Source organism: Wolbachia pipientis (assembly GCF_023661085.1).
In the GTDB taxonomy this organism is placed as follows: Bacteria; Pseudomonadota; Alphaproteobacteria; order Rickettsiales; family Anaplasmataceae; genus Wolbachia.
On sequence record NZ_JAHDJT010000031.1, the window covers coordinates 1 to 11,289 of the forward strand.

The window sequence follows — 11,289 nt, forward strand, 5'->3', positions numbered from 1 at the left end:
TTCTCTCTCTCAATTTGTTTATATATTGTCATGCTTAACTGGTAATCGTTTGTTTCTTCTGGGCGTTCTATATCTTCATATGAACGCTTCTGCTGCTTTTGTTGTTTTAGATTTTCATCGCCCGCACTATATACTTGCTCTGATACTGGCATAACTACCCCCTATATTTTTCATAATAAAATCAAGATAAAATATCTTGGTTTTAGAACATTGATGTAACCTGTAAAGTCAATAGTTAAATTGAAAAATTTTGATTATAATTTACTTCTGTAGAACATGTGCTCAAACTATGCTAAAAACCGCTATAGTAGGCTTGCCAAATGCTGGCAAATCAACCCTATTTAATAGGCTGGTGGGAAGAAAAGCAGCAGTGGTTAGTAACATCCCAGGGGTAACGAGGGATAGACGTGAGGGAATTGGAAGAATTAGCGATTTAGAATTCAAAATTATTGATACAGGAGGGTGGAACGACCAAACCAATTTTTCACCGCAAGTTATTGAACAAATAGAGTTTTCTTTATTGAGTGCGGATGTAATTTTTTTTCTTGTTGATGCAAAAGTGCAAAATGAACAGAACAAAGAATTTGCAAAGTGGCTAAAGAGGAAGACAAATAAACCTGTAATACTTGTAGCAAATAAATGTGAAAGTCATAGGTCAGGAAATGTTGATTACTTGCAGTTTTTTGATTTCATAGGCCCAGTGTACATCTCAGCCGAACATAACCTTGGCATGGTTGATCTCTACGATGCATTAGCTGGTGTTATTGAGTCTTTTATAAATTCCTCTCCTGTCATTCAAGTAGCTGACTACTTGGATCCAGAAAAAAATAAGCAGATTCCAGTGTCACGCACCGGAATGACATCGGATCAAGCTAATGAGTTTACTAAGCTAAAGATTGCAATCATCGGCCGCCCAAATGTTGGGAAGTCAACTTTTTTAAATAGCTTACTTGCAGAGAATAGGCTAATAACAAGTTCAGAACCAGGTACCACACGTGACTCTGTGGATATTACATACGATCATGGTGGAAAGCTAATTACTCTGATTGACACTGCCGGAATCCGTAGAAAGGCGAATGTTACAGATGACTTAGAATCAAGATTTGTTGAGAAGAGCATGGAATCAATAAAACGCTCTCACGTGATAGCTTTAATGCTAGACTCCCTTGTGGGTATTGAGCAACAGGATTTATCAATCGGTGAAGCTGCGATCAAAGGAGGAAAGGGAATTATCATTGTCTTAAATAAGTGGGACTTAATAAATAAAGATGACAGGAGCAAGTTGATAAAATTTGTAAAACAACAGGAAGTAACTCGGTTATTTTTGGAAGTGCCAACTATAACGATTTCTGCGTTAAAAGGCATGCGCTGCAATGATGTGATAGACAAGTGTCTTGAAGTAAACGAGTTCTTAAGCAGGAAAATCAGTACTGCAAAGTTAAATAACTGGCTAATTGATGCTCTAAATAGGCACACCCACCCGCTTGTCAAAGGTAGAGCAATTAAAATGAAGTATATTGCTCAAGTTGGCACTAAACCTCCGGCTTTTTCCTTAATATGCAACATGCCTGAAAGTGTTGATGAAAGTTATAAACGCTATTTAGTTAATGACCTAAGAAAAAACTTCTTTGCTGAAGGCGTACCAGTCAGATTGCTTTTGAAGAAGAATAAAAATCCCTATGCAAAATGAGTACTCTGCTTTATACTTTAAGAAGTCTTTGTAATAGCTAACTCAAAGGTCATGCGTAATAACTCCAGAACTCCTACAATCTTCCTGCTGTCAAGCGCCGTTGCTCTAATTTTTGCATATGTGCTAGAGTATTTTTTTAATATGCTGCCATGCAAATTATGCATATACGAGCGGATAGTTTACTATGTTGCAGGATTACTCGCAGTGGCATACATGATTAAAGACAACAAAATTTTAGTTTATGCAATGTTTTGCAGTTATCTCATCGGTGCGATAATATCTTTTTATCATGTAGGTCTTGAACTCCGCTTATTCCATGATATTTTAGGATGCACAGAACAAGCAAGCGGTAACGTTAGCGTAGAAGAGCTGAGAAATAACCTTTTAAACCCTAACTACTCTCCTTCTTGTGACAGACCCCATTATGTTCTAGGCGTTTCCCTAGCAACGTGGAACTTAATTTATCTTATAGCGGCTCTGTTCGTGTCAGGTAAAATGTATTGTGGAGAGAGAAAGAAATTTAAATAACTTAAGGTATGGCGGTAGTAAGTTTTTGCAGCAGGCAATTAGGGTAAATCATGCTGGAGAATATGGAGCTATTTGCATCTATTCTGGTCAAAAATTTATTCTTAAAAAGTCTTCTATAATCAAGGAAATAATTGAAATGGAAGAGCAGGAAAAAAAGCACTTTCACTATTTTAATGAGAAAATCAAAGAGCAAAAAGTTCGTCCTACTGTTTTATTGCCAGTTTGGCGTGTTTTGGGAGTGTCACTTGGTGTTGCAACTGCCATTATGGGAAGAAAGGCTGCTATGGCTTGCACTGCCGCAGTCGAAGAAGTGATCGAGGAGCACTATAAAGAGCAAGTTTCGCATTTAGAAGATGGAGAACTAAGAGAAACTATAAGTAAGTTTCGCGATGAGGAGTTAGAGCACAGAGACACTGCAATTGAACACAATGCTGAAGGTGCGTTTGGTTACAATATCTTGTCTTCATTCATAAAAACGGGCTGCAAAGCTGCCATTTATTTGTCCAAGTTGATTTAGTTGATTCTCAGGCAGATTTCTGTTCATAAAGATGAAATTATATAAATGTGGCAACTAAGAAGTGTATGTTATATAATACTTACTCTTAAAGTAAGAGGTAATTTATGGATTTGAGTAAAATAACTACGACAGCAGATGCAGTGAGTGTGATAATTGAAATAGGTGCAAATGCTGAGCCTATAAAGTATGAATTTAATAAAGAGCTTGGATTGCTGCAAGTTGACAGGTTTTTATCTACTTCAATGACCTATCCTTGCAATTATGGATTTGTACCAAATACCTGTGCAGGTGATGGTGATCCCGTGGATGTTTTGGTGTTAACTCAATTCCCCCTAGCACCCGGTGTTTTAATATTGGTACGTCCAATAGGTGCTTTACTTACCAGGGATGAAAAAGGAGAAGATGAAAAGATATTAGCTGTACCTGTTCCCAGCGTTGATAGCTATTATGACAACGTGAAGGACTACTCTGATTTGCCTAAAAACCTACTGGATAAGATTACTCATTTCTTTTCACACTACAAAGATCTGGAGAAAGGAAAAGCAGTAACAGTTGGAAAATGGGTTGGTATGAAAGAAGCAAAGAGCATTATTGAAAACGCTATTAAAAGTGGAGATTGATGCGCATTAGCTTAGGTTGTTTATTATAGTAAAATTACAGTTATTGACTGGTTTAGAAGAGATTCTGCTATCTAATAACATGAAATGCTGCTATTAAAAGCATTAGACAGGTTGTGAAGTCTTGGTATTATATAAAGTACTTGCTTTGAAGTTCAAGATTTGGAAGGGTGGCCGAGCGGCTGAAGGCGGCGGTTTGCTAAACCGTTATACGATTGAAAAGTCGTATCGAGGGTTCGAATCCCTCTCCTTCCGCGTGTTATTGGCATAATGACCTTAATCAACCTCCATTTCCCATGTCCATTTTTTACTATAGATTAATTATTTGATTATAGTATCATCTTAATTAAGCTTGTGCTTGGAATATTTATGAGGAGTATTTTATACTTTACATTGTTATTTGTCGTGTTTGGCTCGTCGAGCCTGTTTGCTGTGGAGCAAGTTGAAAGAAAAAAAACTGATGCAGGTGAATCAGCTAGTTCTGTGCATGAAAATGTGGATATAAGGAAAAATCTAAAACAAGATGCGCCGGAAAGCACAGCCCAAGGAACCGAGCCTGAGTCTTACAAAAGCGACTCTACGGACGTTGATAAGTTAAATGTTGAAAAAGCACAGGATACCAAGGCTGAAGGAGCGATCAATAAAAAAGAACCACAACATGGAAAAAACAAAGCTCCTGCAGTTGAAAAAGCTATTGGCAGAGGTGAGAAGAGTGATAAAGATTTTGGCAATAACCTGCCAGAGAAAAGTAAAGATGAAGGTACTCCAAGTTTGCCAAGTGTGACCGATAAGGAAGTGAACAAAAATTTAGTTTTGCCTCCAAACGCTGGTTTAAATAAAGATGTAGCCGATCTGCAAAAAGATCTACAAGTTAATAAAAAGGTTGATATTGAGGAGAATAAGCCTTCAGGAAATAATACAGATAAATTATCAGAAAGGAAAAAAGAGGAAGATCAAACTGAAGAAGAAGTGAAAAAATTAGCTGAGAACCGCAGTAGAAAAAATCAAGTAAAACTTATCACTAGAAGAGACAAAGAAAACAAGCAAGAAGAAGAGAAAAATTTACAAAGATGGACAAAGTTAGACAGAGAACCAATAAAGGAATGGTATCAAAAAAACGCACAGAGCAAGTCAGTATATAAGCGACAATATGATAAACTTAATGAGCATCTTCCGACAACCGTATTTATTGATGACTATAGTAAGCAGCTTTTTTACTGTATTAAAAAGAACAACTTAGTTTGCCTGAGGGGAATAATAAGCAAGTTGGAAAAGCTTGGATTAACAACTCAAGAGGCACTGAAGCTTAGAAATAAGCTTGGAGATACTCCTCTAATTTATGCCGTTAAGCAAGGTGAGGTAGATATAGTACGCTTTCTCTTATTACAAGGTGCTGATCCTAAAGCGGTTAATGATAGTCTTCAATCCCCTATTGATATAGCAATCGAAAGAGGGCGGGTTGATATGATAAATGCAATTACTGAAATGATACCACATCTTTTAGAGCATAAGAGGATAGATAACAAAGAAAGCCTGGAAATGTATAACTGGGCTGTGAAAACAAAAGAAGATAACGAATTGCAATGCAATGAAGATCAAGAAAGATGATTAGATTTTTGATATTAGTCTTAATTGGTCATTTGTGTTACGGAAGTGGAGTAAATGATAAGAAGAATCCGGTCAGTGATTTTTTGGACACTTTGCACAAGACAAAGTATGTGTCTTACAGCAAAAAAGACTTTGCTGAATTTCTAGTACAGTGTCACAAAAAAGGCGTGCCAGAAGACTTTGGAAAAGGCTTTGGTCCTGACTTAAATGGAGCCAATTTTAGTCGATTGTACCTCAATGGATCTATTTTTGATGAAGTCAGTCTAATTGGTGCTGATTTTTCTCATACTGACTTGTCAGGTGTATCCTTTATTAATGCTGATTTGCGTGGGGCCAATTTTTCCAATGCTAATTTGCAAGGTATAAGAATAAAAGGCACAAATCTGAGTTTTGCAAAATTTATTTCTGCAAACTTAACAGATATTATATTTGATCAGTCTGATATTAGTTATGCTGAGTTTATCAACTCTGATCTTAAAAGGGCAAAAATGCATAATATAACTGGCTTACATACTAATTTCTCAAATGTGAAAATGAATCTCTCTAGCTTACTAAACTCGAATGTTAGTTATGTAAATTTTAGCGACAGTGAAGTAAACGATACTGTTATGCAAAAAAGCAACCTTAATAATGCAAATTTTTTTGGAGTGGATTCATATAAACTAAAAATACAATTTTCCTCGTTGGAAAACGCTAATATATATGGTGCAGAAATAAGAGAATCAGACTTCACAGGCAGCAATCTTTCTAACGTTTGTCTTAATTCTTCTGCTATAATTGAAAGTAACTTCAATAAAACCAATTTAAGTAACACGCAGATTTCCTATGTAAATGGTAATAATTCAAGTTTTGTTCAGTCTGTACTGCATGGCTCCAAGATAAAACACTCATATGCTTCTAAAGTCAGTTTTCAAGATGCCGATTTATCCGATATTGATTTCAGTTTTAGCGAGCTGCATCAAGTTGATGTTTCTGATTCTGACGTTCGTCACGGAAAGTTTCATGACACTAAAGTTACAAATTCTAACATGAGCGGTTCATTTTTCGACCATTCACTATTTACCTCTGCAAAAATAGAAGGTACAGATCTTTCTACTGCTTCAATGTATAAGGTCAAAATACAAGACTCTCAAGTTTATAATAGCAAACTCTCTTACCATAACATTGACTCTAGTGAGGTGGAAAGCTCAACATTTTTCAACTTGATAGCAGATAACTCAAGCTGGTCTAATTTAAAAGTAACTAATTCGAATTTTATTGAAAGCGATTTCAGCTCTTCTTTGCTTCAGGATAATACCTTTAAGAAAACAGGCTTTTTTCTCAGCAATTTCAATAATTCAGTGATTGGTAATACATTTTTTGGCTCTTCGAGCTTATACGCAGGTTCGGTTGTTGATGCTCATCTAACAGGTTGTAAGTTTGATCATTCAATTCTAATTGGCAATAAAGGACAGGAAAGACTTACAAACTTAGAGGGTGCTATAACCTCAATTGAAGATTTGCAAGAAAAGATATCACAGGGTGAAAAATTTGATGTGAATTATGCTTATTTCGAATTTAGGGATATGAATCTAGAAAATGCCGATTTCTCTAATTCGATATTGAGTAGAGCAAAATTTATAAATGTTAATTTAAATAAGGCGAATCTTAAAAAAGCTGACTTGTGCCATGCTGTTTTTGACAATTCTTCCCTTATTGATACCAACTTATCAGATTCTGATTTAAATAATTCTAGTTTTTTTAAATCTGATTTGAAGAGCGCCATACTGGGAAACACTAATTGAACATGAAGTGTACTGCAATGAAATTACTTGAAAAAGAAAAATGACCATAAAAAGTGAGGGCGTACTATTGGTTTTATCTTCTCCTTCTGGAGCAGGCAAAACTACCATATTAGAGAGATTACTTGAGCGATCGACCAACCTAGTTAGGTCGGTTTCTATGACCACGCGTAAACCTCGCCCTGGTGAAATAAATGGCAAGGACTATTTTTTTGTTACCGAGGAAAGGTTTCACGAGTTATGCAAAGCCGGTCAAATGCTTGAGTACGCCAAAGTTTTTGAGAACTTTTATGGCATACCGAGAAATTTTATAGAACAGAACTTAAGCAGTGGAATAAGCGTCTTACTAAGTATAGATTGGCAAGGAGCATTTCATTTATTTAAGCTTATGAGGAAAAAAGTTGTAAGTGTTTTTATACTTCCTCCTTCGATGGAGGAGCTTAGGTTACGTTTGCAAAAGCGTAATACTGACAGTGCAAATGAAATAGAACGCAGACTAGCCGAAGCCCAAAAGGAGATAAGCAAAAGCGATAAATATGATTATGTAATAATCAACGATGATATTGATAAAAGTGTAGAAGAGATAAGCTCCATATTAAACAAAGAAAGGCTTAAAAGATCGCAGGAAAAGTAGGTCTATTGATTGACTGACAAAACTTGTCGAGTAGTTTTTTTGTTCCTGATCTCAAACTACAGGCCTTCCCGCAGATAAAATCGAGAGCTTAGCCTCAAGTCTTTTGCAGACGTTATAGAGCTAAGCAGCAGCCCTATACATATTAAGCTTGCAGCAGTTGTGCTTCCTCCATAGGATAGAAATGGCAACGGGTCACCTATTACGGGTAAAAGACCGACTGTCATTCCGATGTTTATGGCGAAATGAACGCCAAAAAAGGCAAAAATGCCGATAGACACTAATTTAGAAAAATAATTTCTTGATCTATAAGCAATAGAGAATATTATAGCAAGCAGCGTAGTATAGAGGAAAACCAAAACCATGCTACCTAAAAATCCCCATTCCTCGCCAAGCACTGCAAAAGCAAAATCTGTGCGCTTTTCCGGTAAAAACCCAAGCTGAGTTTGACTTCCATTAACAAAACCCTTACCGAGCAAACCTCCTGAACCTATGGCTATCTGGGATTGCTGCGCATTATAGCCTATTCCAAGAGGATCCACTGATGAATCCAAAAACGACAGTATCCTCTGCTTGTGATAAGGACGTAAAAAAGGCCAAATAGTTGGTATTACAAGAATGCCAATCGTTCCAAAAACTATTAAATGAGATCTTTTGATTATTGCTGTGAATATAATCGATGCTCCTATAAATAGCATTATCACAGCCGTGCCTAAGTTAGGTTGCTTTAACACCAAGAATACAGGTAAGAAAATAATTATAAATGCCTTGAATAACCTTTGAAATTCCATCATTTTATACACACTTTGCTTGCTAAAATAACGAGCAAGTGCAAGTATTAAGCCTACTTTTGCAAACTCTGACGGTTGCAAACTAATTGGCCCAATTCTTATCCACCTTGTTGCACCCGTTATGTGCGAACCAAAAAAGTTTACTAGCAGCAACGAAGTTATTGCCGCTATATAAAAAAGGTAGGCATACTTCAAATAAAAATCTATCTCTATGAATGACATAGCTGTAGCCAATAGAAAAAAGAAAGAGAATACAACTAGTTGATGAATTGCAAATGGCATCCACTTTCCTCCAGCAGAAGAATATTGAACAACAATGCCAACGCAAAACAGCGCTATTATGTTAATGATTAGCAACAAGTAAATCTTCTTTGGCCTACCCACAATAAGAACTTTATAACTTTGAAGTATAATAAGAAATGAAAATCAAAAAGCCAACTTTTCAACTACTAACCAAATTGGAGTACTGTACACTCCTGTTACTACTGTTAAAACTGCCATGAGTAACAGACAGAAAAGCATAAGTGGCGGTACTTTATCAACCGATCCAGGTGCTATTTCAGCGTGTGATGCTGCATCATTTCCAAAATGCATTTTTTCTACCATCTTCCACATATATATTAGCGCAAGAAAAGAACCAGCAGCAAAAACTATAAGAGAAATCCACGCGTGAGACTCGATAATTGCTTTCATCATATACCACTTACTTACAAAGCCGCTTGTTAAAGGCACACCGATCAATGCTAAGCTAAGCAGAGTAAATGCAAGTGCTGTATGAGGCATCGATTTCTTGAGTCCTGACAAATTCTCTACTCTTGTTGAATCAAATTTATGAGAAACACATCCTACAGCCATGAATAAAGATGTTTTTATTATGCTGTGGTTTATTATGTGAAGGATTGCTGCAAATAAGCCTGCTTTTGAGTTTAAACCCAGCATTAAAACTATATAACCAATCTGGCTGACGCTAGAGTTAGCAAGCAACCTTTTCATGTCTTTCGCGGTCATTGCAAATATTGACCCAAATACAATAGCACAAAATGCAAGGATAATTATCACATTGTTCAATGGAGGCTTAAATAAAAAAAAGTTTTGATGGAAAACAGTATAAAAGATTCTGATAAAAACATATATCATCACCTTGGTTACTGTGCCTGAAAAGAATACACTAATAAAACTTGGCGCCTCACTATATGAATTAACTAGCCATCTACTCAATGGAAACAGCGCTATTTTGATTGAGAGGCCAACAAAAATGAACAATGTGCCAAGCTTTATGATGTTATTATCATACAACGGTACTATCCTCTCGGCCATGTCAGACATATTGAGTGTCCCAGTCATAGAATACAAAAGCCCGATACCAAACAAGTAAAACGTTGCGCCTATTGTTCCACTAATCAGATATTCAAATGCTGCAACCAGAGCTTTTTTATCCCTTCCCATTGAAACTAGTATATAAGAAGAAAGAGACGAAATTTCCAAAAAAACGTAAAGATTGAATATGTCGTTTGTTACTAAAATCCCAAGCAGCCCGCTTAAGCACAACAGAAACAAAGAATAAAAACCAGTGATTTTGTTTTTGCTGATCTCTTTTTCATTGATATAAAAGCTATAAAGCGCACTTATCAGTGCTATAAAATTCACTAGAGTTAGAATCAAGGAGTTTAATATATCGATTCTTAACTCTATTCCGTACGGGGGAGCCCAATCTCCAAGGTAATAAGTTATAATTTCACCATTATACGCTTTCATGAGTAATATCGATGAAACAAAAAAAGTAGCTGCCGTTGTGACAAAAGAAATAAACCAGGATACTTTATGTTTCCTGGTAAGAAAGCAAAACATCGATGCAATTATTGGTATGATAACTTGTAAAATTGGCAATTGCATTAAATTGTTGTTAAAGGACTGTTAAAGTATTAGTATATATAATACTTTTTGTTTTAATACCCTTATGTTATCTAAAATTTGTAGTGCGATAAAATATCTATTACGAAGAAAAGGTAAATTTGTAGGAAGAGACGAAAATGGAAACTCTTACTATGAATTAAATCAAGGAAAAAGGTGGGTCACGTATAGAAGTGTCTCTGAACCTACAACAGTACCTCCAAAGTGGCACATATGGCTTCACTACACTGATGATACAGTGCCAGTTAATAATAAAAAGAGAAAAATAAAACATACTCCTAATTTGACGGGTACAAAAGATGCGTATTATCCAAACCAAAAAGTGAAAAATTACTATAAAAGCTGGAATCCTAATAACTAAAGATGCGAAGATCAAATATACCTGAAATAACTGCTGGATTATTTGTATTGATTTTTACTATTTTTCTGGTTTGCTTTGCTGTTGATAAGCTATCTGACATAAAAAAAAGCTATAAGGATTGTTATAAAATATATGGTCTTTTTGCTAACGCTAATGGCATAGTAGTTGGTGATAGTGTCAAGGTTTCCGGCGTAGATATTGGAAGCATAACTGGCGTATCACTTGATAAAGCTACTTATGTAGCACGAATCGATATGTGCATAAGTAAAGACATAAAATTGCCAATTGACAGTTCAGCCCTAATAACTAGCAGTGGAGTTGTCGGTAGTAAATTTGTTAACATATCACCCGGGTCAGGTACTAAACTAATTCCGAAAGGCGGTAAAATAGAGTATACCCAAGCTGAAGCAAATGTTGGTGGAATAATAGACAAAATTCTTGGTATGTTCACAAAATAAGGCTCTTTCCCCGTTATTTGCTGTTACCTAAGGAGAGAATGACATTACTCCTTTTTAATCATGCTTGCGCTCTAGAAAGTTGCCACTTTTCCAAAGTGTGGACTATGATTTCAACCCGATGTTAAGGTGAATAGAATCACACCATTATGGTTCCACAACATCAGATCATACCTTTCCATAATAATTAGATGTTATATTTTAACATAACGTTTATACTCACTAACCTAATAAAATTCTTAGATTCCAGCGTCACGCGCTGGGATGACACCACTTGTTGTAAAAACAAATGTTCGTTCATAGATTGCAATTAGCTATAAATATTAAGAAATTTACCAGATGAGAAAAAGGCAAAGAAATCCCGAGTGGCGAGTTTTGACTCTATAATACTTTAAATTG

At 35.9% G+C, this 11,289-nt stretch carries 11 protein-coding genes and 1 tRNA gene; 10 read left to right on the top strand and 2 right to left on the bottom strand.

Annotated features, from left to right (window positions below; all coding sequences use genetic code 11):
• Positions 1–289 precede the first annotated feature (289 nt).
• The 8 genes from der to gmk all read left to right on the top strand — a co-directional run bounded on the left by der (position 290) and on the right by gmk (position 7,375).
• Positions 290–1,690: a ribosome biogenesis GTPase Der gene (der, locus tag DM84_RS02050; protein WP_250778088.1), complete on the top strand. Its 1,401-nt coding sequence runs from the start codon at positions 290–292 to the stop codon at positions 1,688–1,690.
• A 51-nt stretch (positions 1,691–1,741) separates the two neighbouring features.
• Positions 1,742–2,218, top strand: a complete 477-nt coding sequence (locus tag DM84_RS02055) for a disulfide bond formation protein B (protein WP_250778089.1) — start codon at positions 1,742–1,744, stop codon at positions 2,216–2,218.
• Positions 2,193–2,735 carry a demethoxyubiquinone hydroxylase family protein gene (locus tag DM84_RS02060; protein WP_250778091.1) on the top strand — a complete coding sequence of 181 codons (543 nt, stop codon included), beginning with the start codon at positions 2,193–2,195 and terminating at the stop codon, positions 2,733–2,735. Before DM84_RS02055 ends, DM84_RS02060 begins: the two co-directional genes overlap by 26 nt.
• A 104-nt stretch (positions 2,736–2,839) precedes the next feature.
• Positions 2,840–3,355, top strand: a complete 516-nt coding sequence (gene ppa / locus DM84_RS02065; protein WP_250778092.1) for an inorganic diphosphatase — start codon at positions 2,840–2,842, stop codon at positions 3,353–3,355.
• 161 nt (positions 3,356–3,516) lie between these two features.
• Positions 3,517–3,607 (top strand) — tRNA-Ser (locus DM84_RS02070).
• A gap of 114 nt (positions 3,608–3,721) precedes the next feature.
• Positions 3,722–4,960, top strand: a complete 1,239-nt coding sequence (locus tag DM84_RS02075) for an ankyrin repeat domain-containing protein (RefSeq protein WP_250778094.1) — start codon at positions 3,722–3,724, stop codon at positions 4,958–4,960.
• On the top strand, positions 4,957–6,744 hold the full coding sequence (locus DM84_RS02080) for a pentapeptide repeat-containing protein (protein WP_250778096.1): 1,788 nt from the start codon (positions 4,957–4,959) through the stop codon (positions 6,742–6,744). Before DM84_RS02075 ends, DM84_RS02080 begins: the two co-directional genes overlap by 4 nt.
• Before the next feature lie 40 nt (positions 6,745–6,784).
• The gene (gene gmk, locus DM84_RS02085) at positions 6,785–7,375 is read left to right on the top strand and encodes a guanylate kinase (RefSeq protein ID WP_250778098.1); all 591 of its coding nucleotides are present in this window, start codon (positions 6,785–6,787) and stop codon (positions 7,373–7,375) included.
• A 56-nt stretch (positions 7,376–7,431) separates the two neighbouring features.
• Here gmk and rodA read toward each other — a convergent pair whose 3' ends face one another.
• Both rodA and DM84_RS02095 read right to left on the bottom strand, forming a co-directional pair.
• The gene (gene rodA, locus DM84_RS02090) at positions 7,432–8,547 is read right to left on the bottom strand and encodes a rod shape-determining protein RodA (RefSeq protein WP_250778099.1); all 1,116 of its coding nucleotides are present in this window, start codon (positions 8,545–8,547) and stop codon (positions 7,432–7,434) included.
• A gap of 42 nt (positions 8,548–8,589) precedes the next feature.
• Positions 8,590–10,056: a proton-conducting transporter transmembrane domain-containing protein gene (locus DM84_RS02095; RefSeq protein ID WP_250778100.1), complete on the bottom strand. Its 1,467-nt coding sequence runs from the start codon at positions 10,054–10,056 to the stop codon at positions 8,590–8,592.
• A gap of 64 nt (positions 10,057–10,120) precedes the next feature.
• Between DM84_RS02095 and DM84_RS02100 the strand changes: the two genes are divergently transcribed.
• Both DM84_RS02100 and mlaD read left to right on the top strand, forming a co-directional pair.
• Positions 10,121–10,435 carry an NADH-ubiquinone oxidoreductase subunit NDUFA12 family protein gene (locus tag DM84_RS02100; RefSeq protein ID WP_250778101.1) on the top strand — a complete coding sequence of 105 codons (315 nt, stop codon included), beginning with the start codon at positions 10,121–10,123 and terminating at the stop codon, positions 10,433–10,435.
• 2 nt (positions 10,436–10,437) lie between these two features.
• Positions 10,438–10,893 carry an outer membrane lipid asymmetry maintenance protein MlaD gene (gene mlaD / locus DM84_RS02105; protein WP_250778102.1) on the top strand — a complete coding sequence of 152 codons (456 nt, stop codon included), beginning with the start codon at positions 10,438–10,440 and terminating at the stop codon, positions 10,891–10,893.
• The last annotated feature ends 396 nt before the right edge of the window (positions 10,894–11,289 follow it).

Excerpts from the sequence above, each read along its gene's own strand:
- der (WP_250778088.1), top strand. The coding sequence starts at position 290 with ATGCTAAAAACCGCTATAGTAGGCTTGCCAAATGCTGGCAAATCAACC.
- DM84_RS02055 (WP_250778089.1), top strand. The coding sequence starts at position 1,742 with ATGCGTAATAACTCCAGAACTCCTACAATCTTCCTGCTGTCAAGCGCC.
- ppa (WP_250778092.1), top strand. The coding sequence starts at position 2,840 with ATGGATTTGAGTAAAATAACTACGACAGCAGATGCAGTGAGTGTGATA.
- DM84_RS02075 (WP_250778094.1), top strand. The coding sequence starts at position 3,722 with ATGAGGAGTATTTTATACTTTACATTGTTATTTGTCGTGTTTGGCTCG.
- DM84_RS02080 (WP_250778096.1), top strand. The coding sequence starts at position 4,957 with ATGATTAGATTTTTGATATTAGTCTTAATTGGTCATTTGTGTTACGGA.
- gmk (WP_250778098.1), top strand. The coding sequence starts at position 6,785 with ATGACCATAAAAAGTGAGGGCGTACTATTGGTTTTATCTTCTCCTTCT.
- DM84_RS02095 (WP_250778100.1), bottom strand. The coding sequence starts at position 10,056 with ATGCAATTGCCAATTTTACAAGTTATCATACCAATAATTGCATCGATG.
- DM84_RS02100 (WP_250778101.1), top strand. The coding sequence starts at position 10,121 with ATGTTATCTAAAATTTGTAGTGCGATAAAATATCTATTACGAAGAAAA.
- mlaD (WP_250778102.1), top strand. The coding sequence starts at position 10,438 with ATGCGAAGATCAAATATACCTGAAATAACTGCTGGATTATTTGTATTG.